Here is a 22,777-nt window from a genome sequence, read left to right as displayed (position 1 = left end):
CACTGCCACACTCCCGGAGCCGATCCTGTCACCGGGGAAACCGCGCGGCGGTCCCGATTAGCCCTCCCCATCGTCAGACCTTGATCAGAATTCGGCGCGGAAGCACGCTCACTCCCGTCGCGAAACGATGGGAAACGAGGCAGGCTATGATCCCCGAAGTCGACCCTCTCCTGGCAATCGGCGTCACGATCGCCACAGCCGCAACCGACGCGGTCTACGTGCTGTTCACATCCTCTGTCATTGCCCGGCGACGCATATGGGCCGCAAACTGGAGCAGCCTCTGGTATCTGCTCTCCTCGTTCGCCGTCATCTCCTACACCAGCAACTGGGTCTACATCGCCTTCGCCGCCATCGGCTCCTGGGCGGGCGCCTTCCTCACCATGACGTTCCTTCACAAGCCGCCCGGAAGCCCGCCGGGACCGCTCGCGCCTGCCATTCCAAACCCGCGCGGCGAGTAGGCCGGGAGCATCCGCTGGCCAAAAGTTCAATACCGGCCAGACCGCAATTGCAGTCTGATCCCCGAAAAGTCACGGCGCGGAGCAGTTCACGAGGCTGCCAGGACAAGCCGAGACACAAAAAGGGGAACCAAGGTTATGGGACAGTACAGCCCGGAGCAGACACTCGCCTTTCTCATTGCGGTGGTCGCGGCCATTGCGTTCGCGGCCATAGTTATCCGGCGTCTTACGCCAGCAAAACAGCCGACAGCCGCCGCCCCACACCAGCCCGCTTTCACCGCCCAAACGCAGCCATCCGCACCGAAACCTGCCGCGCCCGCGCCATCATCGGCACCGGCACCGGTTGCAGCCCCAGCGCCTCAATCCGTCCAGCCGCCTCGCACCCAGCCCGCTCCGGCACCCGCCGTGTCTTCGCAGGCCGCCTCGCAACCCTCTTACACGCTCATTGCCGCCGTCGAAGCGGCGAAGGCCGGGCCACGCCCTGCACCGCCCGCAACCGCAGAACAGCAGCGCATCGACTATTCCAGCGAAGCGACGAGCGTTTCGCCGGGCGCCTCCTATGCAGCCATCGCCGTCGCAACGGCCGCACGCGCGGCGCAAGGGCTCGCGGGTGAGCCGTTCACGCCGTGCGCCGCCGGTAGCGTCAACGAGAGAAAACCCGAGGCTGCCACGTCCTACGCAGCCATCGCCGCCGCCTCCGCGCACGCGCCGCAACCTCAATCCGGCGCGCCGCAGCAGCGCATCCGCATCGACTATTCGGACATGCCGGCGGATCTTCCGCCGAACGCCTCGTACACGGCCATCGCCGTTGCGGCAGCACGGGCATCGTGACCCGCACCCCGGCGCGGCGGCACCTGCCTAGACCTGCGCGCTCTTCTTACCGAGTGCATTGAGCTCGGCGAAATCCGTATCGCCGAGCTTGATGGCGGCCGCCGCGACATTCTCCTCGAGGTGCTTGACCTTGCTCGTGCCCGGAATGGGCAGCATCACCCGGCTGCGCCGCAGAAGCCACGCGAGCGCGATCTGGCTCGGCGCCGCGCCATGCCGCTCAGAAATGCGCGCAAGTGCCGACGACTTGGCGAGCGAGCCGGACGCCAGCGGAAACCACGGAATGAATCCGATCCCCTGCGCCTCGCAATAGTCGAGCACGTCCTCGCTGCTGCGGTCGGCGAGGTTGTAGAGGTTCTGAACGGTCGCGATCTTCAGCACTTTCTGCGCCGCCGCGATATCCCCGACGCTCACCTGGCTGAGCCCCACGTGCCGGATCAGCCCCTCCTTCTGCATGTCGCGGATCACCTCGAACTGCTCCTCGCGCGGCACCTTGGGATCGATGCGATGAAGCTGCCAGAGATCGATACGCTCCACGCCGAGGCGGCGCAGGCTCAGATGAACCTGCTGGCGCAGATACTCGGGGCGCCCCACGGGAATCCATTGACCCGGCGCGGGGCGCACGAGCCCGCCCTTCGTCGCGACGACGATGCGCGGGTAGGGATGCAGCGCCTCCCGGATCAACCGCTCGCTCACCTCCGGGCCATAGCTGTCCGCCGTGTCGATGAAATCGACATCGAGCTCGGGAAGCCGTTTTAGAGTGCGCATCGCTTCCGCGGGATCGGCCGGCTCTCCCCACACGCCATCGCCCGTGATGCGCATGGCGCCGAAGCCGAGACGGCGCACAGGAAGATCGCCGCCAATCGAGAAGCGGCCGGAAAGGTCCGCGGAAGGTGTGCTCATGATGAAAGTGCCCCATTGCTCATGATGGCGGGCCGGCGGCCCCATGGACGCAACCAAATACGGCGCCACCCCGCCGGCCTGATCTAGGCAGCGCACCGCACCCATACAAGCGGGACAAAAAAAGGTGCCCGTTGGGAAACGGACACCGAGAGGAAAACGCGAGGGAAGGGAGCGAAGTTAGTTGGTCACGGCCTTGGCCGGGGCGGCGGGCCCTTTGATGTCCACGGCAATGCCGCGCACCTGCCCGTCCTTGGTGGCCGTACCCACCCACTTGCCGCCCTGGTCTTTGGTCAGCTCGGAAACGTTGGTGTAGCCGAGATGGATCAGATGCTGACGAGCCTGAACCTCGGTGAAGAGGTTGTGCGCCACGGGACCGGAGGTCTCAGCGGCAAGCGCAGGAAAGCTCAGGCCGGCGGCGAGTGCCGCGGCCAACGAAAGAGTGCGGATCATTGGATTACCTCTTGGGGACTTTGCGGTTGCGCGAGAAACGGCGCCGGCCAGGGAGACACGGCCGGTCGCCAGAGAGAGGCTCGCTTAGATGATGTCGATGTCTGCGGGCAGGTAGCTCGTGACTTCGAGGCCGACGTTCTGCTCGCGCACTTCGGGAGCGGTCCAGATCTTCATTGGGTTCTCCTTCATATCCTGGACGGCGGATCGCTTGCGTCGCCGTCACTTCGATGACTGATATGTAGGAAACTTTCCCGCCGAGGACCAATCACTCCCATTCACAGGACGGTGCGGGGAAACACGCGGATCGTGATCACGCGTGAGGAACCAGTTTACCGCGCGGCACACTGCGTTGGAGCAGCGCGTCAAGCGACACCGCGCCCGGCCCTGCCACCGCCAGCCAGCCGAAAAGCGCCATGTACGCCACCTCCTCGAAGCCGAGCAGCGTCTCGAGCGAGTCGATCTGATCGAGCTTCGCGCTGATGATGGCGACGACCATCACGATCACCAAGGGCGTCGCGGCGAGGCGCGTGAAAAGCCCGAGCAGAAGCAAAAGTCCGCCGATGAACTCGACGCCGGAGACGAACGGCGTCATGATCTCCGGATAGGGAATACCCCACTCGGTGAAGTTCTGGATCATCTGCGGAAGATTGTTCAGCTTTGCCCAACCCGTCCACATGAACACCCAGCCGACGACGAGGCGCGCGAACAGAGGTGGCAACCAGTGGAACACGGACGACAGCCTTTCCGGCATATCGATCAGCCATTCGACAATCGTCCGCATGGGAGCCTCCAGTCCGCGTTTGCGTTGCATGACAGGCGGTCCGTAGTCCGCCTGTCATGCAGGCATACGGACCGCGAAGCCGGAAGTTTCAGCCGCCGGACACATTCGGTCTTTGGCGCCGCCCTTCACGCACGCCCGCTCCTCGCTGTGGCAAACAATCGCCACGATGCAACCAGAATGCTCGATTGAGCTTTAACCAGAGAGGGAGCCACTGAGGAGCCCGCTGATGCTGGATCTCGTTCGCTTCGTCGTCACGCTGCAGTCGCTCTACCCATTCTGGAAGGACGCCTCCCAGATCGAAGCCAAGCGCGAGGAGAGGCTTCGCGCGCTTCTCGCCTATGCGGCCCGGCACTCCCCCTTCTACCGGCGGCGGTTCGCCGGCCTCGATCTTGCCCGTTGCACGCTGACCGACCTTCCGACGCTGACCAAATCGGAGATGATGGCGCACTACGACGACGTGGTCACCGATCGCCGGATCAAGAAAGCGGACCTCTCCGCCTTCGTCGACGACCCGCGCAATCTCGGCCGGCTCTATCTCGGCCGCTACGGCGTGAGCCACACCTCGGGAAGCCAGGGCCAACCCGCCCTCATCGTGCAGGATCGCGATGCCCTCAACCTGGTGTTCGCGGTCCAGTTCGCCCGCGGCACCAAGCTCAAGCGCCGCTTCCTCCCCCACCTCGGCCGCATCCTGAACCCGGCGCGCATGGCCGTCCTCACCGTGCAGCCGGGCTTCTATCCAAGCGCATCGGCGTTCGCCTACTTCCCGAAGTTTCTGACGCCCGTCTTCAAGGTCCTGCACCTCACCGTCTCCGACCCGATGGCGCGGAACATCCGCAAGCTGGAGCGCTTCCGCCCCGAGTTCATCACCGGATACGCGAGCGCGCTCGAAGCCTTCGGCCGCGAGGAGGCGGAGGGCCGCATGCGGCTGCGCGAGATCGGATGTCTGCAGCAGATCACCAACGTCGCCGAGCCGCTGTCCAACGAGGCGGGCGATTTCCTGGAGCGCGTGTTCGCGGCGCGCGTCACCGACGAATACGCCATGGGCGAGTGCCTCGTTCTCTCATCGGGATGCGTCGCCGGGCGCGGCTCGCACCTCAATGCGGATCTCGCGATCCTCGAGGTGGTGGACGACCAGGGACAGCCTGTTCCTCCCGGCACGGAGGGAAGCAAAGTGCTGCTCACGAACCTCTACAATCGCGTGCAGCCCATCATTCGCTACGAGATCGACGACCGCGTCACGATGAGCGCGTCGCCGTGCCGGTGCGGCAGCCCGCTGCCGCGTATCGAGAAAGTCAGCGGCCGCACCAAGGATCGTCTCTGGATCGAGACCGGCGGCAAGCGGCGCGAGGTGCCCTACTATGTCTTTCTCTCCGGCCTCCATCACGTGCTCGAGCTGGCCGAGCACCAGGTCGTTCAAACCGGCCCGAGAAACTTCGAGATCCGGGCCGTCCCGGTATCCGGCCAGCAGCTCTCGGCCGATCGCATTCGCCAGGTCGTGATGGAGCAGGTCAAGGCCGAGGGGCTGGAGAACGCCTTCGACCTCAAGATCGAGATCGTGCCGGAGATCGCGCGCGGCCCATCCGGAAAAATCGCACGGGTAAAGAACGAGTACGCCACCATGGTGCCCGAAGATTGAGCCATTACACGGCGATGCAGCCCCGCCCTCGCGGGTGCTGAGATGCGCCCTCTTCGCCACTCCCGTGGATTGTCGCTTATGTCGGAACTGAGCCCCGCCTACACGCTGCTCCCCATGCTCATGCTCTTCGTCGCAGGCTTCATTGTCGGCCGCGCGACGGCGCCGGCGCGCGCCGCGCGTCAGAGCCGGGACATCGAGACTTCGCCCGCGCCTGCGAAATCCTCGGCCGATCTTCTGGACGCACTGCCTGCTGACACGCAGGCCAACGTGCGCCTTCTGCTCGGCAGCGGTCGGAAGATCGAGGCGATCCGCGACGTGCGTCACGCCCTCGGCATCGGCCTCACCGAGGCAAAAGACCTCGTCGAGCACATTGAAGCCTCGATGAGCCGCGGCGCACGCGCCTCATGACCAGTGCACGGCGAAACCGCGCCCCGCCGGTCGAGATCAGCCAACTCCAAGGCCAGATGAGTATTTATTCATCTGGGTGCCGTCTTTTTGTCATCCTGAATACCGTAAAAAACTCCCACATGCCGGGGGCTCAAAGACGACCACCAGGGAGAATGAAATGAAACTGAAAGCTCTTGCCGTCGCGTCGGTTCTGGCAGCGGCAGCCACCTTCGCGCCCCATCCGGCCTCTGCCGCCTCGTTGCCTGCGCCGGCCGCGCAGCAGTCGCGCATCGCCGATGGCGGCCTGCTTCAAGACGTAGGCCACCGCCGTTGGCATCACGCCAACCGCTGCCGCATCGTGCGTCATGAGTGCGCCGACCGCTTTGGCTGGGGCTCGTGGCGCTTCCGCCGCTGCGTAATGCGTCACGGATGCGCCCGCTGGTAGAAGCCCGGCGCGCAATCGCACTCAAGGAAACAGCCGCGGCACCCCGCGGCTGTTTTCATATCCACCTTCTGCCTTACTGACTTACTGCACCATCACCTTGGTGCCATCCGGTCCCTTCGCCTCGCCGCCCGTCAGATCTCCGCAGCTGGCGCCGAGATACTTGCCATTTTGCGTGATGGTGCGCTTCACGGCCACCGTCTGCCCGTTTTGATCGCCCGAGGTGGTGCTCTCGATCTTGACCGTGAGCGAAGACTGGAAATCGCCGCCCATTTCTGTGCGGCTCGTCACGTGGCGGCTCGCGAACTGGCAGGACATGTCGACAATCGTCTTGTCGCCCTCTTTCTTGATCTCGTACTTCGAGCACTGCTTGTCGTGCTCGTGCAGACTGGCCTCCACGGTGGCGCGCTCCATGTCGGCATCGACGCAAAGCTGCATGGTCTGATCCTTGGGGCCCAACCCCTCGTCCATCGTCGTGGTCAGCTCCCACAGACCGGCCTTGCGCTCGGGCAACCGCACCTCGTCCGCGACCGCCGCCCCACACAGGACGCTCAATCCGCCTGCACTCGCAAACACCAGGCGCACCCAGGCCAACCGCATCGTCTCATCCTCCCAAAACGTTATAGTGTTTCTTTTCGCGGACCATAGCCGCCGGCAGGCGCTGTGCAAGTAAAGAGTTGGAGATTGTCCCTCAAATATCGGAAGAACTGCCAAGTCACGGGAAGTATCACCCCGCAACAGACGTCCATATTTTCCCGATCCAGCACCGCCTCCCCTGCGTAGAGAAGCGAAGCAGAACAAAGGAGAGGGAAAATGAGAGCCTCACCAGCCGTCGGCTTGGTCACGGTATGGATCGCGATGGGAGCACCGGCTTTAGCCGGCGCAGAAGTGCAAAAGCCCTCACCCGCCCGGACGCAACAGAGCCTCACGCCTCGCGAGGCCGGGGCACGCTATGGCCAGGCCCTAGGCGCTGAGCACATCTGCTTCGGATTGCTGCGCACCACGGATGCGGTCGCGCGCCTCGCCGAAAAATATTCCGGCGCCGACCGCAAAGCATTCAAAGATGAGGCCGACAAGATCTTCAACGCTTGGCGCGACGCCTGCCGCCAGCCGGGCGGGCCAAACCAGTGCCGTCTCGTGCATGAATGGAATTGCCGTGCGGCCCTGCGCGAGATCGGCCCGGAGGGCAGCGCGCTCGCCGGCCTAGTCGAGCAGAAAAAACAATGAAAATCAGATAAATACCCGAAGCTCCCGGAAGCCGGACCTTGCGCGCAGGCGCCGCAGCCCCGATTTCGCCGGGGAAAGCGTTTCGCATCAGCGCGATCAATCCGTTTGCAACGCATTCCATGTGTTGCAGCGGCGCCATCGTAAAATTTATCAGCGATGATAAGACTGTTTTGACAAGCTAAGCGGACACTCCCGCCCCGTGCTGGAGATGCCCAGGGGAGGCCTACGTGTTCACTCGCTTTCGTTTTGCCGCCGTTTCTGCTGCCGCCATCGCAATGGCCGCGACCGTCGCTCAAGGCCATGCCGCCGACGCGACCTTCTCGGCACTCGATGGCGCCTGGGGCGGCTCGGGCAGTGTGCGCCTGGAGAACGGCAAAACCGAGCGCCTGAAGTGCAAGGGCTATTACAATGCCAAGGCGGGCAACGCCCTCGGCATGGCCATCAACTGCGGCAACGCCTCGTTCAAGATCAACATGCGCGCCAACCTGAAGGCCAGCGGCGGCCGCATCAGCGGCACCTGGGAGGAGCGCGAGTTCAACCAGACGGGCAACGTATCCGGCACGCAGACGGCGAGCGGCTTCAATCTGAAATTTACCGGCGCGCTTTCGGGCTCCATGTCCGTCTCCATGACCGGCAGCAACCAGACGGTATCCATTTCGACGGGCGGCCCCGGCTTCACGGGCGTCAACCTGCAGTTCGCGAAAAACGGCTGAGGCCGCGGCGGCGCGACACGCCCGTCACAACGCTTGAGGAGCACGAGATCATGACGCAGAGATCCACCTTCGCCGCCATCGCGCTGGCCCTCGTCGGCGCGGCACCGGCGGTCCTGGTCTCCACGCTTCCGGCCGAAGCCGGACGCTGGCGTTCGCCGCCCGAGCGTGACGTCGCCGTGGCGGTCAGCAGATACGGAAACGGCACCGTCACCGGCCCCGTCCGCACCACGCGCACGGGCTACGAAGTTCGTCTGCCCGGCGGCACTTGGGTCGCTTGCCGCGCAAGCTGCTCGGAGACGCTGCGCGTCGAGACCGTCGATCTCACCGAGAACGACGGGCGCTTGACCGGCTACGGCACCGCGCTCAACGAATGCGGCATCTTCGGCTGCCTCGAGCTGCGCTATCCGCGCTGAGCCGCCGCCTGCCTAACGTTCGCTGATCGTCACGTCAGAAACGGATTACTGCGGCGCTCCTCGCCGATCGTGCTGGTCGGTCCGTGCCCGCAGATGAACGCGAACTCGTCGCCGAGCGGCAGAAGCTTGGTCGTGATCGCGTTGATCAGCGCGGCGTGATCGCCATACGGAAAATCGGTCCGCCCGATGGAGCCGCGGAAGAGCACGTCTCCCATCAGGATCAGCCGGTGCGGGCGATTGACGAACACGACTGAGCCCGGCGAATGGCCGGGGCAATGCAGCACCTCGAACGTATGCCCCGCGATGGTGACGGTCTCGCCCTCCTCGAGCCAGCGATCGGGCGTGACGGGATCGGCGGGAATACCGTAGGCCGCTCCCTGTTTCGCAAGATTGTCGAGCAGGAAGCGGTCGGCCACGTGCGGCCCCTCGATCTCGACACCGAGCGCCTCGCGAAGCGCCTTCGCGCCGCCGGCATGATCGATGTGCCCGTGGGTAAGAACGATTTTCTCGATCTTGATGCCGAGCTCGGCGATAGCCTTCTGCACATCGTCCAGATCACCGCCCGGATCGACCACCGCTCCCACCTTGGTGACGTCGTCCCACAACAGCGTGCAATTCTGCTGGAACGCCGTCACCGGCAGGATCGCCGCTCGAAGCGTCTTTGTTTCACCGGTGGACTGCGTCATGTGGAAATAGGCCGCCTTGCGAGTTGGGATCGAACATCCGTAGAACCTTTAGAGCGCTTCCGGAAAAGTGGGAACCGGTTTTCGGTCGCCTCGTCCGGGGCTGCAATGCAGGAATGCTGACGTGCCAACCGGCAACGTGTAGGGTCCGCCGCATGGTATCTGAGGGGGACACCAGGCAATCCCATGCAATTGAGAGAGATGCGTTTCGCCCGTATCGACGGGACCGAAGTGCTGGTCGAGGTGAAGTCCGAGGCGGAGGCCAAAGCCGCCATCAAGGAGCTCCGACACAAGAAGAAGGAGCTGGCGCTCCTGAAGCGCAGGATCCTCAAGCAGGAAGCCAGTGCCCGCCGCACCATCGAGCGGGCTGAAGCCGCCGCGGAGCGCGAAGCCAGAAAGCGCGGCCTTTTCGCCACCCTGAGGCGTGTCTCCCGCGCGTTCAGCAAGCGGGAAACCCTGCCCGACGTCGACGCGCTCGAGCGTGAAGTCGAAAAAGCCGACGAAATTCTTCACAATATCGAAAGCTGCATCATCCAGCTCGAAGGGCGGCTTTTAGGGTGAAACAGGGGAGAGCGCGCTCCCAGGGCAACACTCGCCCCAAAATCACCTCTGTCAGGAATAACCTATGGGAGGTTGCGTTGTATCCAACAGTCGCGGAAGGGGGGCCGTGATGGATGAGATCCAGTCGCGGATGATCGAACTTCTGCCGCGTCTGCGCCGGTTTGCACTCGCGCTGACAGGCGACAAAGACAAGGCTGATGACCTCGTACAGGACACGTGCGAGCGCGCCCTCGCGCACCTGGATCAATGGAAACCCGGAACGAGTCTCGATAGTTGGATGTACCGTATCGCACAGAACATTTGGGTAGACCATCATCGCAGCCGCAAGAGCAGGGGCGAGCAGCACCAGCTGGATGAGGTCGAGAACGTAGTCGGCGAAGACGGCCGCAACGTCACCGAAAGCCGGCTCACGCTCAGAGCCGTCTCAGAGGGAATCTCACGCCTTCCAGCCGATCAGCAGGTTTTGGTCGCCATGGTCTGCGTCGAGGGAATTTCCTACAAGGAGGCCGCTGGAATCTTGGATATTCCCATCGGCACCGTCATGAGCCGCCTCTCTCGCGCGCGGCAGGCTCTCTATGCCGCACTCACCGAGGGGCCGATGCCGGCCCCAGTTCCCATTCCCGCAACAACCCGGGAGCGCTGACATGATCCCGGTACCCGACGAAATGCTGATGGCCTACGCCGACGGCGAGTTGACGCCGGAGGAGACGAAGGCCCTCGAAAATCTCATCAATCAGGATGGGGAGCTGCGCTCGCGGCTGGAGCCGTTCGTGCAGACCCGCACGCGCCTCGCGACCGCATTCCAGCATACGCTGCACGAGCCGGTTCCAGATCGGCTGATCGCAGCCATTGCGCGCGCCCCCATTCCCAAGGCGCAGCCACGGGCCGTGTCGCTCGGAGATCGCATCCGCAGCGCCATGGATACGGCTGCGGCCGCCCTATTCCCGCACGGATTTTCCTACGCGACGGCCATGAGTGCCGCTCTCTTGCTCACGGCTGGCGCCACGGCAGGATGGCTCGCGGGACACACCGGCAAACCGTCCTCCTCGCTGGTTGCAGCCTCTGACAAAGGGCTCGGCCTCGACGCTTCCGGCGCGCTGGCCCACGCCCTCGAGACGAGCGCGAGCGGAACCGTCTCGCAAACCAGCGCATCCGGCGCTTCCATCGTGCCGGTGCTGTCGTTCCGCACGCAAAACAACGGCGTGTGCCGGGAATATCGCATCGCGGGCGCCACGTCGGGGCCGGACTTCGCGGGCCTCGCCTGCCGCACTGTCGACGGCACGTGGCGCGTCGCGATCCATGTGGAGACGCCGAAGCAGACCGGCACGACGACGTCCGGCTCGTACCAGACGGCAACCGCCGGAAATGTCCCGGCCGTGGATGCGCTGGTCGAAACGCTGATTGCGGGCGACGCCTTTGGTTCGGACGAGGAGAGCAAGCTTCTCAAGAACGGCTGGCACGTGTCGAGCACGGGCGCACCATAGGCTCCCTCACCCTAGGCCAGATGGGCCCCCGCGCCTTTCGGACCTCACTGGCCGGCGCGCGCCACTGCTTGCCATCGCGTCGAAGATCGGAAAAGCCTAGCCCACGCCCTCACGGGCCCGCGCCCGCGCGCACGAACGTCGTCGACCAGCTATCGTGAGAGGGAACGGCCGGAACGTTGCGCGCGACCGCACCGGCGCCGCCCTCGCAGCGCTGAGGCGCGAGCGCGAGACCCGAGCCGTAGATGGGATCGCGTCCAGGCGGCCCGAGATCGCGTGTCGAAACCTGCTGCAGAAGCTGCGCCTTCGCCCCAGCCGCCGTCGCATCGCCACCACGCGTCGCGAAGATCGCCGTCACGAACGGCACAGCGAACGACGTGCCCGTGCGGTAGCCCTGCTTCGCCTCCGGCAACGCCGTCAGAATGTCGACTCCAGGCGCCGAGACATCGATGTAGTTGCCGCGATTGGCGCTGCGGTAGTTGTCCCCGTTGCGGTTGACCGCCGTCACCGCAACCACGCTCGGATAAGCAGCGGGATAGCTCGGCGCAGCCGTTGGGCCCATGTTGCCTGCGGCCGCGATGAACACCACACCCTTCTTGCTCATCCGCTCGATAGCGCGCGAGAAGGCCGGATCCTGCGGACCGGAGAAGCTCATGTTGACAATGTCCACGTCGAGCTGCTCGAGCCAAGAGAGCGCAGCGAGCAGGCGCACGGTGTCCGTCGAAGCATTGCCGGCGGCATCGCTGCGGAACGCAGTCGCAAGCAGGAACGTGGCATCCGGCACCAGTCCCGGCGTTCCGCTACCCGGATCGCCTGCGAGCAGAGAGAGCACTGCCGTTCCGTGCCAGTCGTAGGGCGACGGCTGCTGACCGTCCAGGAACTCCCCTTGCTCTGCCTTGATGTTCTTCAATGCGGGATGGCTGAGATCGAACGACGTGTCGATGACGCCGATCCTCACACCCTTCGCGCATGAGCCGAGCGTGCTCTTCCACTTGATGAGATCGCTTCCGAAGCAGGTGTTGTGCGGGCACGGCTGCGGCGACGCCGGAGCCACCTTGCGCCTGTCGATGCCGGGGCCAAGCCCAGCCGCGCTGTCGGTCTCACCCAGCGAGCCAACGAAGATGTTGTAGGCAAAGTTCGGAGTAACCGAGACAAACGGCAAAACCTTGTGAAGCTCGCGCTCCGCCTCGTCGCGATTGAAACCCGTGGGACCTCTGAGACGCTGCACCTTGGTGCCCGTTCCGTTGAGCACCGTCGGCGTATCGAGCACGAAGCCGTGCTCCTTCGCCTTCTCCACGTCGGCGGGCGAGATCTCGGTGACGAGCAACTCCTCCTCACGCGCCTTCTCGAACACCTCAGGGGGCATTTCAGCGCCGCGATCCTTGCCGGCGAACGTACCGCCCGGCGACGGCATGGCAACGTCATTCGCACCTGTAGCCTTGTCGGCATCCCGCCGGCCCGGGCCGCGGTCCGTTGCCGGCTTGGCCGGGCCATGACCGCCGGGGTCCGGTACGACGGTCGCACCGTCGGCTTTATTGGCTCCACCCTTCGGATCGAGCGTCCCCTTGATCGCGCCCGGCCCCATGCCGAGACCAGACGACCGGCGCTGATATTCGTCGAGCCATTTGTCCCGGTGGCGCGCCACGCGAGAAGAAAGGTCTTCCGTCTTGACGCCATCACCCGGCAAAGCAACCGGCACAGGCTTCGCCGGCTTATCGTTACCGGCTGTGACCGGTGGCGGCGGCGGAGCGCTGTCCGGCTTCGGGAGCGCCTTCACGGGAATGGGCGGCGGCGCGGGCGGGGGCGGCTTCAAGTCCGGACGATTGATGGATCGTTCCCGAATGCGCTGCGCACGCTCGGCTTCGCGACGCAGACGCGCCTGCTGTTGCTGTGCTGCGCGCATCAACTCGCGCTGATGGGCCTTTTCCATCTCGCGAACGTGACGCTGCGCATCGTTCAGATCGGGGTCGAAGTCGTCGAGGTCGCTGTCGCCGTTATCCATCCCGTCATCGATGTCGGCCTCGCGCACGGCTTTGTTCCTGCTGGGCACGTTGCTACCCGAGCCGCTGTCACCTTGCTGCTGCTGTTGTTGCGGCTGCGTGGCTCTGATCGAGGCGCTGCTGCTCTGAGATGCAGCGGCCTTCTGCGCGGCGAGCGCGTTGGCTTTCTGAATGGCCAGTTGCTGTTGCTGCTGCTGCTTCGCTTCCCGCGCCGCCTGCTGCGCAGCGCGCTCGGCTTCCTTGATCGCGGCCTGGCGCGCCTTCTCGGCCTCCCGCATGGCGCGCTCCTGCGCAATGCGCTGCTGGCGCTCGAGTTCCGCCTGCATCTTTTGCGCGGCGCGTTCGGCAGCCTTCTGTGCTTCCTGTGCGGCCTTGATCGCAGCCTGCTGCGCGCGCTCGTACTCCTTGCGCTGGCGCTCGAAATCGGCTTGCCAGGAATTGTCACGCTGCCAAGAGTTGTCACGGCTCTTGGCGATAACGCCGGGACTGAACAGCATCGCCGTCACGACGGCGCAGAGCGCGATCAGACGCACGCCTCCCCGGCGCGCGATCGGAAGAGGGTGCCTCCGAACCGCAGCCACGGATGCCCGCCAAGCGAACGCGAAAATTGTCATCTTGAACAGATCCCGACGCACACGCCCCCATCAGGGAGTGTGGCGGGAGACCTCAAAGCAGAAAAGAAGGTCATCATGGGTTGTCCACATCTAACTGCCCCTCAAACGTTCGCCGCTAAAAACGACGCCCATGCGGCCACACCCGAAAAACATAAAAATTTAACTGCATGAATCGCGGCTCGAACAAAAGCCCGAAAACGCAGGCTCACCACGTTCACAACCGCAGGAAGTTGGAGGCGCGCGCTATGCTCCAACGTGTGAAAAGTGCGAAGCACCGATGAGCGGTAACATGCGAACGCGCGCACGCATACCAAATGGCGCTATCACGAGACGCAAAGACCCGGGGGATGATTTCAAACGGACACACGCTTTGCGGAGCCGATAGAACGAAAGTATGAAAACAAAAATGGGGCCCCACAAAGGCCCCATCTTTAAAATTTTCGAAAATCTTTCGGCGAGGAGGCATACGCCTCTTCAAATCAGGCGGCGGCAATCTCGTCGCCCGGGTTGCGCAGCACGTAGCCGCGTCCCCAGACCGTCTCGATGTAGTGCTGTCCGCCGGTCGCCACCTGCAGCTTCTTGCGCAGCTTGCAGATGAACACGTCGATGATCTTGAGCTCCGGCTCGTCCATGCCGCCGTAGAGATGATTGAGGAACATCTCCTTGGTGAGCGTGGTGCCCTTGCGCAGCGAGAGCAGCTCGAGCATCTGGTATTCCTTGCCGGTGAGGTGCACCCGCTGCCCGTTGACCTCGACCGTCTTGGTATCGAGATTGACCCGTAGGTCGCCCGTCTCGATGACCGACTGTGCGTGTCCTTTCGAACGACGCACGATGGCGTGAATGCGTGCGACGAGTTCGTCCTTGTGGAACGGCTTCGTCATGTAGTCGTCAGCACCGAAGCCGAGACCGCGAACCTTATCCTCGATCTGTGCCAGGCCAGAGAGAATGAGGATCGGCGTCTGCACCTTCGCGACACGGAGCATCTTCAAGACCTCATAGCCGCTCATGTCCGGCAAGTTGAGATCGAGAAGGATGATGTCGTAGTCGTAGAGCTTGCCGAGATCGACGCCCTCTTCGCCGAGATCGGTCGTATAAATATTAAAACCTTCGGACTGAAGCATCAGTTCGATGCTCTGCGCAGTCGCGCTATCGTCCTCGATCAGAAGGACCCGCATGCCAATTCCCTCTTCCTTGCCCCATCACAAGGCGCGCCGCCAATCTTAAAAGAACGCTACCGCGATCCGAACAACCTAACGCTAACTTTCATTACAAAAGTAACAATGACAGGTTAACAAATCCTAATTTCCGTTTCGAAACACGATAGCGAGCAGGTGGCTCATTTTAACCCATTTGAGACAACAAGCATCCGCTCGCTCCGAACACCTTCGGCGCGCCACTAAACCAGAAATTGCAGAACTAGATCCCCCCCTGGGTGTCCCGGGTCCGGGACCGTGAGACCGCCACCCCCGGAGGGGTGGAGAGCGTTGGCCGGAAAACTGCACCCGAATGACACGAATCAAGAGGTAACAGAATTCGCCGACTAGCCCTAGAGCCCGAAAACAACTACAGTCGCAGCGCAACCCAAAGACTTAATAAAGAACGGTAGGGCGTTGCTTTACCGCAACTTAATTAGAGTGTGGCACGGTAAACCATCCGGGGATGCGGGCCCCCGGTAATTTAAGGCTTCGTCCACCGTCGGGACGGGCAGGTTGTAAGGGACACGAGGGCCGTTTTCAGAGGGGCAAGCCGGATGGCATGCTTCTTGAGAAGCGAGCCCCAGGTGTTCTTGAGTAGGGGTAACGGACGATGAAGGCACGCGAAACGGCGCTCAGGCTGAAGCGCTTCGAGATGGATGAAAGGGCCCGTAAGGTCGCCGATCTCGAGCAGATGATCCGCGAGTTCGAAAATATCGCCTCCGACCTGGACCGGCAGATCCAGGCCGAGGAGGACCGCACCGGCGTCAAGGACGCCAAGCATTTCGCCTATTCGACCTTCGCCAAATCCGCGAGCCAGAGACGCGATAATCTGCGCGCCTCGATTGCAGGTCTGCGCCAGAAGCTCGATGCGGCACAGCAGGATTTTGACGAGACAAAACAGCAGCTTGCCCGCGTAAGTGCGGATGAGCCGCGCGAGGTGGGCCGCTCCCGCCGTCGCCACGAGCGCTCCGCGGGGATTGCCCTCCGCTGACGCCCAACACACCTCGGACCCATGTGCCCGAGGTGAAAATTCAGGCTTGATCAAAGCCTTGGATGGAGCGCGATCTCCCCGCGACGGACCCAGTCGCGCTTGCACCACACCCGTTTGCGAGGCGCGCTTCAGCCGGCGCGCGCCCGGCTTTCCGGCAGCCCGGCTGCGCGCCGTGGCCGCCGCTTCCATCCACACCGTCGCCGCAACCCAGCGCGTCGCCGACTTGCGTTCGCCCTTTTCCCGTGTCAATCGCTCCGCGAAGGGCTGAGAATCTGCCCACGTCGCTTGATGCCAGGGAGCAGCAGCACACTCGCGCCGGTCGGCCCGCGAATGGTGTGCGCCGGACGAACCAATGCAGCGGAAGCACCGAGTCCACGCGGTCGTCGCGCTGATGCTGGCAGGGCTAACCGGGGGCTGCTCGGGCACCGCCCCGGTCCTCAGCCTGCCGTCCCCCGGTGAGACGAGCCCACCCGCTGAAACAAGCGCGACGGCCGAGGCTATCCCGGAACAGGACAGCGCCACCTCGAAACTTAAGGCCTTCCTGATGCCTAAGGACCTGGTCGTCGGAACGCCGACCGAGGTCTACACCCGCATCGCCCGGGGCGTGCTCACATGCTGGTTCGGCGCCGCCGGGCCCCTGAAAGGCGGCTACATTTACCACGCAGACGCCGAGCCAGCCTCCAAGGGCGGCAGCTCGGAGATCAAGATCCTGACCCGCGACGCAGCAGCCGAGGATCCGCGATCCATCCGCGCCTACCGGATCGGGATTTACCCGTCTGACGGCAAGACCAAGGTCGAGATCGAGAACGTGCGGCTTTCCGAGCCCCTCGCTCTGCGCCTTAAAGAGGACGTAGAGCGCTGGTCGGCAGACGAAGCCGGATGCGGCACACCTCCCGTCACGGCGGGGTGGTCCGCCGAGCAGGTCGTCGACACAAAAGCCGATGGCAAGAAGAAGGAAAAAAGCAAAAAGCCGTAGGATCAGGCCTCTAAAGCCCTACCACGGCTTGAGCATTTCCATCGTTGCTCGATGCGCACTAGCGCCATGTAGCGCGCGCCGGCTCCCGCCGGCGAACGCAAACTGGCCAGTACCGGGCGCGCTTTTAGCTCCGGTAGTCCTGAATACGGGTCGCCCGCAGCCCGGGAAGCCCGTGCTTGTCGATCGAACGCTGCCAGGACAGGAACTCGTCCACGGTCAGTTTGTACCGCTCGCAAGCCTCCTCGATACTGAGGAGACCGCCACGCACGGCCGCCACGACCTCCGCCTTACGGCGGATGACCCAGCGCTTCGTGTCCCGCGGGGGGAGATCGGCAACGGTCAACGGACTCCCATCGGGGCCGATAACATAGCGCACACGCGCTCTCATCTGATGTTCGGTCATGATACTCAATACTGCTACTGACCAGCCTTGAAGCTAACCTATTTCTGTTAAACATGGCCTAAGCCATTGAGTAAACATACCATAAAACACTGTACGAAATCACGCAAACGCCAACTTTATGGTTGACGGCGAACACCCCTCCGGAAGCCGGCTTGCATAGGGCACGGACTGCCCGTTATCATGCCGCCGGTATGGAGGCGCCGCGGAAGACCGCGAAGCGCCGATTTTGTTGTTTGGCCCCCGAGAGCCGCCCATTTGACGAGACATACCGACGTGCCAGCGCCATCCCTTGAAACGCCAATCGGAGACGGCAAGCGCAAGCGCGTGGTCGTCGCCATGTCGGGCGGCGTGGATTCCTCTGTGGTCGCGGGCCTCCTCGCCCAGTCCGGACACGATGTGATCGGCATCACACTTCAATTGTACGATCATGGAGAAGCGGTCGGCCGCAAGGGCTCCTGCTGCGCGGGCCAGGACGTGGAGGACGCGCGCCGCGTCGCGCAGAAGCTCGGCATTCCCCATTATGTGCTGGACTACGAGAAGCGCTTCTCGGACGCCGTGATGAAATCGTTCGCCGAAAGCTATATCGCGGGCGAAACGCCGATCCCCTGCGTCACCTGCAATCAGAAGATCAAGTTCAACGATCTCCTGGATACTGCACGTGATCTCGGCGCGGACCTGCTTGCCACCGGCCACTACGTCCAGCGCGGCCAGGGCCGCGACGGGCCCGCCCTCTTCCGCGCAGCCGACACCGACCGCGATCAGAGCTACTTCCTTTTCGCGACCACCCGCGAGCAACTCGCGAGCCTGTGGTTCCCCTTGGGCGGAATGGTGAAAAACGACGTGCGCGCGATCGCGCACGATCTCGGACTCCTGGTCGCCGACAAGTCGGACAGCCAGGACATCTGCTTCGTGCCGAAGGGCCGCTACAGCGACGTCATCGAGAAGCTGAAGCCGGGCGCGCTGCACGCGGGCGACATCGTTCACATCGACGGCCGCCGCCTCGGCCGCCACGAAGGCATCGTGAACTACACAATCGGCCAGCGGCGCGGCTTGAAGATCGCCTCCGCCGAGCCGCTTTACGTCTTGAGCCTGAATGCCAAACGCAACGAGGTGGTGGTGGGACCACGTGCCTTCTTGCATACGCGCACTCTTATTCTTAGAAACGTCAACTGGCTCGGCGACGGCACCTTGGATGAAGCCGTCTCCGGTCAGGGAGCGGAAGTCTATGCGCGGATCCGCTCGTCTCAGGCGCCCCAGCCGGCAACGGTCTCCAAAGGCGCTGACGGGGCTGTGAAAGTCACGTTGCGCGACGGAGAGCATGGAGCAGCGGCCGGTCAGGCCTGTGTGCTTTATGCCGATGGATCGACCGAAGCCCGTGTATTGGGCGGCGGATGGATTGCAGAGGCCGTGAAGGCCGATAATATGGATTGGCTGGAATCGTCTGCCTAAGGCGGGCGACTGAAGTTTCCGAAGTCGTTATCTTGGATATGACTTTCGGGGGAGAGAACCGCGTGCAGAAGATGAAGACCGAGGCAAAGCCCCGTTTGCGTGTAGAAGACCTCGAGCGCAGCAATGGCCGCATTGTCGGCATTGGGCGCATCGAGGAAGACGTCGTCAAGGTGGCCTATCGCAGATGGGCACCGATCTACGACCATACGTTCGGCCGCGTCTCCACCGAAGGACGCAAGCACGCCGCCGAGGTGATCAACTCCAGCCTCGATCAGGGCCGTGTTCTCGAGGTCGGCGTGGGCACCGGCCTCGCCCTCGCGGACTACGGCCGCCACCTCGAGATCGTCGGCATCGACCTCTCTCCTGATATGCTCGACAAGGCGCGCGAGCGCGTCGCCAGCGAGCGCCTCGATCACGTCACCGGCCTTCATGAAATGGACGCCGGCGACCTCAAATTCCCCGACAACTCCTTCGACATCGTCACAGCCATGTTCGTGATGACGGTCGTGCCCGAGCCCGAGAAAGTCATGCGGGAGCTGGCGCGCGTCACCAAGCCGGGCGGCGAGGTGCTGATCGTCAACCACTTCAGCCAGACCGAAGGCGTGCGCGGCTGGGTCGAGCGCCGCATGGCACCCTTCGCAGAGATCATCGGCTGGCGCTCCGTCTTCGATCAGTCGCGCGTCATGGTTTGCGACGACTTGGTCCTGAGCGAGCGCAAGGCGCTGCGTCCGTGGGGCATCTTCACGATGATGCGCTTCAAGAAAAAGGCCGAGCACAGCCTTCAGCCGGTCGCGGCGGAGTAAAAATCCGCCTCTCGACGGCCCAAAGACCCAAGAAATAATGATACGGCGCGGGTGGCGCTTGACGCCGAGCCCGCCGATTCCTATAGACCAGCATCGCTTCGGCTCCTCGGGTCCGAAGCGGAACGCATCGCCCTCCCCGAACGGAGGCGCGCATGTCCGGCGGGATAGCTCAGGTGGTTAGAGCGACGGTCTCATAATCCGTAGGTCGGCGGTTCAAGTCCGCCTCCCGCTACCAACTTCATCCGAAAATCCGATCGAAGGCTCCGGCCAGCCCGCATCACACCCGCGGCCGCCGCGGAAGCTCGATCGGCAGGAACTCGACGCCCGACTGCTGGATGGGCTGCGGGTAGAGCTTCATCAGATCCATCACCACGGTCGGCATGGCGACCTTGACCGGCAGGCCGAGAGACTGCGCCTCTGTAGCCGTCAGCGCATAGTCGTGCGTCCAATGCCCGCCTGCCAGCTTGTCGGCGATGGCTTCCGCCGCCGCCTGGTCGAGGCGCGGCGTCAAGATCTCCACCGCGCCACGCTTCACCTGCGCGAGAGCCTTCTCGCTCACGTCCGCGAGCACGAGCGTGAGGTCCATCACGTCCGAGACCGGCTTCGAATCCCGTGCCTTGACGATGCTCGCCGCCGGAAGTCCCAGGATCTGCGGATCGATCGGCCCCAGCACGGAAAATTCCCCCAGCACGATCTCGTCCGCCGCGAGCGCGATCAGCGTGCCGCCCGACATCGCATAGACCGGAACGTAAACCGTGACCTTCGCGGGATGGGCTTCGACCGCCCGCGCGATCTGCATCGCCGCGAGCACCAGACCGCCCGGCGTATGGAGCACAAGGTCGATCGGCACCGTATCCGGCGTTTCCTTGATAGCCGCGATGATGGTCTGCGCGTCCTCGAGATCGATATGGCGCGCAACGGAGAAGCCGAACAAACGCCGCTGCTCCTGGCGATGTATCATCGTAATGACGCGCGTGCCGTGCGCCTTCTCGATGGCGGCGATGGCCTGCGCGCGGCGCACCGCGAACCAGCGCCCCATAAACAGAGGCTGGAGCGCCATGACGATGATGGCCACCCAGATCAGGGATGAGAAATCGAACGTCATGGAGCCCTCGCGCGGCGTGATGCGGCCGGCGGAACAACGTCCCGTGCCCGGTTCCGTTCCGCGAGCTTAGCCCCGCTCCAGGCTCGATTAAAGCGTCACGCGCTTCACGCCCGCCGCATCGAGCGCGAGGAGGCGCCGCCTGAGCACGAGGACGTAGTAGAACATGTAGAGATACTGGAACGTCTCCACCACCTCGCTCGGCCGCGTGAACAGCGGCGTGCCGAGAACATCCTTGCCGAGATCGTCCACGACCTTGAAGGAAAGCGCGATGAGAGCTGCGGGCGCAATGGCGAGCGGCGGCGTCAGAAGTGCGAGCAGCGGCTGGCGGAAAGTGCCCGTCCACTGCTGAACGAAAGGAATGAGAAGACCGCCGATGAACATGGCGTTGTCGAACAGCAGCTTCGGCCGCTGGTTGAACCAGGGCGAGGTGTTGTGGAGATTGGTCTCCTGCTGCCGGTTGATCTCCGACCAGTATGCGGGCGTGTTCCAGTTGAAGAAGTGCTGGCCCCAGCTGTGCTCCTCACCCGCGATGTAGAAAGCCGCGAGCGCGAAGAAAAATACCGCGATCCAAAGAAGCCGGCTGCCCTTCACGACATCGAACCGCAACGCGAGCGCGCACAACACCGACGCCGCGGCAGCCAGCACGAATTGAGACAACTCGAGAAAGCCGAAGCCCTCCGGCAGCACGTGGTTCACGTAGAACTCTGGCGCCACCGCCCAGATCGCCACCACCGCCACGACGAGCGTAATCGGAAGGTAGGTCGACCACCACGCGTCCAAGCGATCCGGCGCCCACGAGCGAGCAGGGATCACGTTCAGGGGCGGCGTGAGGACACCCGCGGAAGAAGCAGCGGCCATGGCTCGATCCAATGAAAAGCCGGGATGGAAACGCACCCCGAACGCATTGCATGGGATGGCAAATTTGTGACAGGGGAACAAGCCTGCTTTCGCCCCTTCCACGCATTCCGCACAGGATCGGCGCAGGCCGGCAACACGCGCGTCTTTCGCACGGCGCAAGCCGCACCGAAGCCGCATCGGCGCGACCCAACCTTACGAAAATGAACTTTTCTTAAGGCGAGCATTTTCAGCGTCTTCCCTCTTGAATCGAGCGAGCGGCAAATTAATTTCGCGCTCGCATGTGACAGCGTGACCAGAGGGCCGCACACCGCTGCCCTAGGGGACGGCCCGCCCGTGACCGCGGAGCGCGGCCTTGGCGCGCGAGCATGCTAAGTGCAGGCCGCAATCGAAGACGGCCGGACGACAAAAACGAACAGACACGACCTGATCTCGGTCGGCTTTGGACATGCCTTCGGGGAGGCTTGCAGACATGGCAGCGCTCATAGAAGCGACGGCTCTCAGAAAGACATTTGGCGCGATCACCGCAGTCGACGGAATCTCGCTGAGCGTGCAGAAAGGCGAGGTGCTGGGTTTTCTGGGTCCCAACGGCGCCGGCAAATCGACCACCATGAAGATGATCACGGGCTTCCTGGAGCCCGACGCGGGCTCAGCCCGCATCTGCGGGCACGACGTGCTCGAAGAGCCGAAGGCCGCTAAGGCCAAGCTCGGCTATCTGCCGGAAGGCGCTCCCGCCTACGGCGACATGACGCCCGCCACATTCCTGCGCTTCATCGCCGAGATTCGGGGCTTCGAAGGCAACGACATCAAGAGCCGCGTGATCGCGGCCATCTCCCGCGCCGGCCTCGACTCCGTCGTCGACCAGCGCATCGAAACCCTCTCCAAAGGCTACAAGCGCCGCGTCGGCATCGCGCAGGCCATTCTGCACGATCCCCCCGTCCTCATCATGGACGAGCCCACCGACGGCCTCGATCCCAATCAGAAGCATCACGTCCGCGAGTTGATCCGCGAGATGGCACCGCATAAGGCCATCATCGTCTCGACGCACATCCTGGAGGAGGTGGAAGCAGTCTGCACACGCGCGGTGGTTATCGCAAAAGGCCGCATCGTCGCTGACGGAACGGCCGAGGATCTGCTGCGCCGCGCACCCACCCACGGCGCTGTCACCCTACGCGTGCTGCAAGCAGATGCCGAGCGCATCGCCAAGACGCTTGCCGATCTCGCCTCCGTCGCGCGGGTCGAGACCACGGCCGAGCCGGACGGGCGCAGCCTCATCCGCGCGCTGCCCAAGGCCGATGCCGCGCCCGCCAAAGCCATCGGCGACCTGCTTCGCCGCGAATCCTTGTCCTTCGAGGAAATCTACGTCGAGCGCGGCAAGCTCGACGACGTCTTCCGCGAGATCACAACGTCCACGCAGGCTTGAAA

Annotated in this window: 27 protein-coding genes and 1 tRNA gene; 17 read left to right on the top strand and 11 right to left on the bottom strand. The window is 63.7% G+C overall.

What is annotated here, in order from left to right; all coding sequences use genetic code 11:
- Positions 1-149 precede the first annotated feature (149 nt).
- Together PE058_RS09150 and PE058_RS09145 are read left to right on the top strand one after the other, a co-directional pair.
- Positions 150-458: a hypothetical protein gene (locus PE058_RS09150; protein ID WP_026868146.1), complete on the top strand. Its 309-nt coding sequence runs from the start codon at positions 150-152 to the stop codon at positions 456-458.
- A 135-nt stretch (positions 459-593) separates the two neighbouring features.
- On the top strand, positions 594-1,286 hold the full coding sequence (locus PE058_RS09145) for a hypothetical protein (protein ID WP_271030394.1): 693 nt from the start codon (positions 594-596) through the stop codon (positions 1,284-1,286).
- Positions 1,287-1,313: 27 nt separating this feature from the next.
- Here PE058_RS09145 and PE058_RS09140 read toward each other — a convergent pair whose 3' ends face one another.
- The 4 genes from PE058_RS09140 to PE058_RS09125 all read right to left on the bottom strand — a co-directional run bounded on the left by PE058_RS09140 (position 1,314) and on the right by PE058_RS09125 (position 3,417).
- Positions 1,314-2,186 carry an aldo/keto reductase gene (locus PE058_RS09140; RefSeq protein WP_020086734.1) on the bottom strand — a complete coding sequence of 291 codons (873 nt, stop codon included), beginning with the start codon at positions 2,184-2,186 and terminating at the stop codon, positions 1,314-1,316.
- Positions 2,187-2,363: 177 nt separating this feature from the next.
- A complete protein-coding gene (locus PE058_RS09135; RefSeq protein ID WP_271030393.1) occupies positions 2,364-2,636 on the bottom strand; it encodes a PepSY domain-containing protein in 273 nt (90 codons plus the stop codon).
- Between the two features lie 84 nt (positions 2,637-2,720).
- Positions 2,721-2,810, bottom strand: coding sequence for a pyrroloquinoline quinone precursor peptide PqqA (pqqA, locus tag PE058_RS09130; protein WP_020086736.1), 90 nt, complete (start codon positions 2,808-2,810; stop codon positions 2,721-2,723).
- Positions 2,811-2,946: 136 nt separating this feature from the next.
- Positions 2,947-3,417: a DoxX family protein gene (locus tag PE058_RS09125; RefSeq protein ID WP_020086737.1), complete on the bottom strand. Its 471-nt coding sequence runs from the start codon at positions 3,415-3,417 to the stop codon at positions 2,947-2,949.
- 226 nt (positions 3,418-3,643) lie between these two features.
- Here PE058_RS09125 and PE058_RS09120 point away from each other — a divergent pair, with 226 nt between their 5' ends.
- The 3 genes from PE058_RS09120 (at position 3,644) to PE058_RS09110 (ending at position 5,885) form a co-directional block, all read left to right on the top strand.
- Positions 3,644-5,053: a phenylacetate--CoA ligase family protein gene (locus PE058_RS09120; RefSeq protein ID WP_020086738.1), complete on the top strand. Its 1,410-nt coding sequence runs from the start codon at positions 3,644-3,646 to the stop codon at positions 5,051-5,053.
- A gap of 78 nt (positions 5,054-5,131) precedes the next feature.
- A complete protein-coding gene (locus PE058_RS09115) occupies positions 5,132-5,461 on the top strand; it encodes a ribosomal protein L7/L12 (protein ID WP_271030392.1) in 330 nt (109 codons plus the stop codon).
- Positions 5,462-5,618: 157 nt separating this feature from the next.
- A complete protein-coding gene (locus PE058_RS09110) occupies positions 5,619-5,885 on the top strand; it encodes a glycosyl hydrolase family 5 (RefSeq protein WP_271030391.1) in 267 nt (88 codons plus the stop codon).
- Positions 5,886-5,966: 81 nt separating this feature from the next.
- Here PE058_RS09110 and PE058_RS09105 read toward each other — a convergent pair whose 3' ends face one another.
- Positions 5,967-6,482, bottom strand: a complete 516-nt coding sequence (locus PE058_RS09105; protein WP_020086741.1) for a DUF3617 domain-containing protein — start codon at positions 6,480-6,482, stop codon at positions 5,967-5,969.
- Positions 6,483-6,719: 237 nt separating this feature from the next.
- Between PE058_RS09105 and PE058_RS09100 the strand changes: the two genes are divergently transcribed.
- The 3 genes from PE058_RS09100 (at position 6,720) to PE058_RS09090 (ending at position 8,235) form a co-directional block, all read left to right on the top strand.
- The gene (locus PE058_RS09100) at positions 6,720-7,109 is read left to right on the top strand and encodes a hypothetical protein (RefSeq protein ID WP_271030390.1); all 390 of its coding nucleotides are present in this window, start codon (positions 6,720-6,722) and stop codon (positions 7,107-7,109) included.
- A 227-nt stretch (positions 7,110-7,336) separates the two neighbouring features.
- Positions 7,337-7,822: a hypothetical protein gene (locus PE058_RS09095; RefSeq protein ID WP_020086743.1), complete on the top strand. Its 486-nt coding sequence runs from the start codon at positions 7,337-7,339 to the stop codon at positions 7,820-7,822.
- A 50-nt stretch (positions 7,823-7,872) separates the two neighbouring features.
- Complete coding sequence (locus tag PE058_RS09090; protein WP_020086744.1) at positions 7,873-8,235, top strand: hypothetical protein; 363 nt, start codon at positions 7,873-7,875, stop codon at positions 8,233-8,235.
- Positions 8,236-8,264: 29 nt separating this feature from the next.
- Here the strand turns inward: PE058_RS09090 and PE058_RS09085 are convergent, their stop codons facing one another.
- Positions 8,265-8,921 (bottom strand): MBL fold metallo-hydrolase, encoded by a 657-nt coding sequence (locus PE058_RS09085; RefSeq protein WP_020086745.1) that lies wholly within the window; start codon positions 8,919-8,921, stop codon positions 8,265-8,267.
- Between the two features lie 183 nt (positions 8,922-9,104).
- On the opposite strand from PE058_RS09085, the gene PE058_RS09080 reads away from it, so the two are divergent.
- The 3 genes from PE058_RS09080 to PE058_RS09070 all read left to right on the top strand — a co-directional run bounded on the left by PE058_RS09080 (position 9,105) and on the right by PE058_RS09070 (position 10,963).
- Complete coding sequence (locus tag PE058_RS09080; protein WP_156827442.1) at positions 9,105-9,479, top strand: hypothetical protein; 375 nt, start codon at positions 9,105-9,107, stop codon at positions 9,477-9,479.
- A 109-nt stretch (positions 9,480-9,588) separates the two neighbouring features.
- Entirely contained in the window at positions 9,589-10,122 is a 534-nt protein-coding gene (locus tag PE058_RS09075; RefSeq protein ID WP_020086747.1) for an RNA polymerase sigma factor, read from the top strand.
- A 1-nt stretch (position 10,123) separates the two neighbouring features.
- Positions 10,124-10,963: a hypothetical protein gene (locus PE058_RS09070; protein ID WP_020086748.1), complete on the top strand. Its 840-nt coding sequence runs from the start codon at positions 10,124-10,126 to the stop codon at positions 10,961-10,963.
- A 109-nt stretch (positions 10,964-11,072) separates the two neighbouring features.
- Here the strand turns inward: PE058_RS09070 and PE058_RS09065 are convergent, their stop codons facing one another.
- Complete coding sequence (locus tag PE058_RS09065; protein WP_271030389.1) at positions 11,073-13,574, bottom strand: S8 family serine peptidase; 2,502 nt, start codon at positions 13,572-13,574, stop codon at positions 11,073-11,075.
- Between the two features lie 479 nt (positions 13,575-14,053).
- Complete coding sequence (ctrA, locus tag PE058_RS09060; protein WP_020086750.1) at positions 14,054-14,749, bottom strand: response regulator transcription factor CtrA; 696 nt, start codon at positions 14,747-14,749, stop codon at positions 14,054-14,056.
- A gap of 631 nt (positions 14,750-15,380) precedes the next feature.
- Here ctrA and PE058_RS09055 point away from each other — a divergent pair.
- Both PE058_RS09055 and PE058_RS09050 read left to right on the top strand, forming a co-directional pair.
- Positions 15,381-15,761 carry a hypothetical protein gene (locus tag PE058_RS09055; RefSeq protein ID WP_020086751.1) on the top strand — a complete coding sequence of 127 codons (381 nt, stop codon included), beginning with the start codon at positions 15,381-15,383 and terminating at the stop codon, positions 15,759-15,761.
- A 352-nt stretch (positions 15,762-16,113) separates the two neighbouring features.
- Entirely contained in the window at positions 16,114-16,737 is a 624-nt protein-coding gene (locus PE058_RS09050) for a hypothetical protein (protein WP_271030388.1), read from the top strand.
- Between the two features lie 124 nt (positions 16,738-16,861).
- Here PE058_RS09050 and sciP read toward each other — a convergent pair whose 3' ends face one another.
- Positions 16,862-17,140, bottom strand: a complete 279-nt coding sequence (sciP, locus tag PE058_RS09045; RefSeq protein WP_026868147.1) for a CtrA inhibitor SciP — start codon at positions 17,138-17,140, stop codon at positions 16,862-16,864.
- 273 nt (positions 17,141-17,413) lie between these two features.
- Here sciP and mnmA point away from each other — a divergent pair, with 273 nt between their 5' ends.
- The 3 genes from mnmA to PE058_RS09030 all read left to right on the top strand — a co-directional run bounded on the left by mnmA (position 17,414) and on the right by PE058_RS09030 (position 19,627).
- Positions 17,414-18,589 (top strand): tRNA 2-thiouridine(34) synthase MnmA, encoded by a 1,176-nt coding sequence (gene mnmA / locus PE058_RS09040; protein ID WP_020086755.1) that lies wholly within the window; start codon positions 17,414-17,416, stop codon positions 18,587-18,589.
- 71 nt (positions 18,590-18,660) lie between these two features.
- Positions 18,661-19,392, top strand: a complete 732-nt coding sequence (locus tag PE058_RS09035; RefSeq protein WP_156827473.1) for a class I SAM-dependent methyltransferase — start codon at positions 18,661-18,663, stop codon at positions 19,390-19,392.
- 158 nt (positions 19,393-19,550) lie between these two features.
- Positions 19,551-19,627 (top strand) — tRNA-Met (locus PE058_RS09030).
- Between the two features lie 42 nt (positions 19,628-19,669).
- On the opposite strand, the gene PE058_RS09025 is transcribed toward PE058_RS09030, so the two are convergent.
- Both PE058_RS09025 and PE058_RS09020 read right to left on the bottom strand, forming a co-directional pair.
- Positions 19,670-20,497, bottom strand: coding sequence for an SDH family Clp fold serine proteinase (locus tag PE058_RS09025; protein ID WP_020086757.1), 828 nt, complete (start codon positions 20,495-20,497; stop codon positions 19,670-19,672).
- Positions 20,498-20,584: 87 nt separating this feature from the next.
- A complete protein-coding gene (locus PE058_RS09020; protein ID WP_271030387.1) occupies positions 20,585-21,355 on the bottom strand; it encodes a hypothetical protein in 771 nt (256 codons plus the stop codon).
- A gap of 469 nt (positions 21,356-21,824) precedes the next feature.
- Here PE058_RS09020 and PE058_RS09015 point away from each other — a divergent pair, with 469 nt between their 5' ends.
- The gene (locus PE058_RS09015; RefSeq protein WP_271030386.1) at positions 21,825-22,775 is read left to right on the top strand and encodes an ABC transporter ATP-binding protein; all 951 of its coding nucleotides are present in this window, start codon (positions 21,825-21,827) and stop codon (positions 22,773-22,775) included.
- Positions 22,776-22,777: the final 2 nt, after the last annotated feature.

This window comes from Hyphomicrobium sp. DMF-1, from assembly GCF_027886585.1.
Taxonomy (GTDB): Bacteria; Pseudomonadota; Alphaproteobacteria; order Rhizobiales; family Hyphomicrobiaceae; genus Hyphomicrobium_C; species Hyphomicrobium_C zavarzinii.
The sequence above is the reverse complement of the archived record's forward strand: the minus strand, read 5'-3'. Positions and strand labels throughout refer to the sequence as shown.

Excerpts from the sequence above, each read along its gene's own strand:
- ctrA (WP_020086750.1), bottom strand. The coding sequence starts at position 14,749 with ATGCGGGTCCTTCTGATCGAGGACGATAGCGCGACTGCGCAGAGCATC.
- PE058_RS09085 (WP_020086745.1), bottom strand. The coding sequence starts at position 8,921 with ATGACGCAGTCCACCGGTGAAACAAAGACGCTTCGAGCGGCGATCCTG.
- PE058_RS09025 (WP_020086757.1), bottom strand. The coding sequence starts at position 20,497 with ATGACGTTCGATTTCTCATCCCTGATCTGGGTGGCCATCATCGTCATG.
- PE058_RS09080 (WP_156827442.1), top strand. The coding sequence starts at position 9,105 with ATGCAATTGAGAGAGATGCGTTTCGCCCGTATCGACGGGACCGAAGTG.
- PE058_RS09015 (WP_271030386.1), top strand. The coding sequence starts at position 21,825 with ATGGCAGCGCTCATAGAAGCGACGGCTCTCAGAAAGACATTTGGCGCG.
- PE058_RS09120 (WP_020086738.1), top strand. The coding sequence starts at position 3,644 with ATGCTGGATCTCGTTCGCTTCGTCGTCACGCTGCAGTCGCTCTACCCA.
- PE058_RS09140 (WP_020086734.1), bottom strand. The coding sequence starts at position 2,186 with ATGAGCACACCTTCCGCGGACCTTTCCGGCCGCTTCTCGATTGGCGGC.
- PE058_RS09145 (WP_271030394.1), top strand. The coding sequence starts at position 594 with ATGGGACAGTACAGCCCGGAGCAGACACTCGCCTTTCTCATTGCGGTG.
- PE058_RS09125 (WP_020086737.1), bottom strand. The coding sequence starts at position 3,417 with ATGCGGACGATTGTCGAATGGCTGATCGATATGCCGGAAAGGCTGTCG.
- PE058_RS09020 (WP_271030387.1), bottom strand. The coding sequence starts at position 21,355 with ATGGCCGCTGCTTCTTCCGCGGGTGTCCTCACGCCGCCCCTGAACGTG.
- sciP (WP_026868147.1), bottom strand. The coding sequence starts at position 17,140 with ATGACCGAACATCAGATGAGAGCGCGTGTGCGCTATGTTATCGGCCCC.
- pqqA (WP_020086736.1), bottom strand. The coding sequence starts at position 2,810 with ATGAAGATCTGGACCGCTCCCGAAGTGCGCGAGCAGAACGTCGGCCTC.
- PE058_RS09105 (WP_020086741.1), bottom strand. The coding sequence starts at position 6,482 with ATGCGGTTGGCCTGGGTGCGCCTGGTGTTTGCGAGTGCAGGCGGATTG.
- PE058_RS09110 (WP_271030391.1), top strand. The coding sequence starts at position 5,619 with ATGAAACTGAAAGCTCTTGCCGTCGCGTCGGTTCTGGCAGCGGCAGCC.
- PE058_RS09075 (WP_020086747.1), top strand. The coding sequence starts at position 9,589 with ATGGATGAGATCCAGTCGCGGATGATCGAACTTCTGCCGCGTCTGCGC.
- PE058_RS09055 (WP_020086751.1), top strand. The coding sequence starts at position 15,381 with ATGAAGGCACGCGAAACGGCGCTCAGGCTGAAGCGCTTCGAGATGGAT.
- PE058_RS09050 (WP_271030388.1), top strand. The coding sequence starts at position 16,114 with ATGCAGCGGAAGCACCGAGTCCACGCGGTCGTCGCGCTGATGCTGGCA.
- PE058_RS09035 (WP_156827473.1), top strand. The coding sequence starts at position 18,661 with ATGAAGACCGAGGCAAAGCCCCGTTTGCGTGTAGAAGACCTCGAGCGC.
- PE058_RS09135 (WP_271030393.1), bottom strand. The coding sequence starts at position 2,636 with ATGATCCGCACTCTTTCGTTGGCCGCGGCACTCGCCGCCGGCCTGAGC.
- PE058_RS09090 (WP_020086744.1), top strand. The coding sequence starts at position 7,873 with ATGACGCAGAGATCCACCTTCGCCGCCATCGCGCTGGCCCTCGTCGGC.
- PE058_RS09070 (WP_020086748.1), top strand. The coding sequence starts at position 10,124 with ATGATCCCGGTACCCGACGAAATGCTGATGGCCTACGCCGACGGCGAG.
- PE058_RS09115 (WP_271030392.1), top strand. The coding sequence starts at position 5,132 with ATGTCGGAACTGAGCCCCGCCTACACGCTGCTCCCCATGCTCATGCTC.
- PE058_RS09065 (WP_271030389.1), bottom strand. The coding sequence starts at position 13,574 with ATGACAATTTTCGCGTTCGCTTGGCGGGCATCCGTGGCTGCGGTTCGG.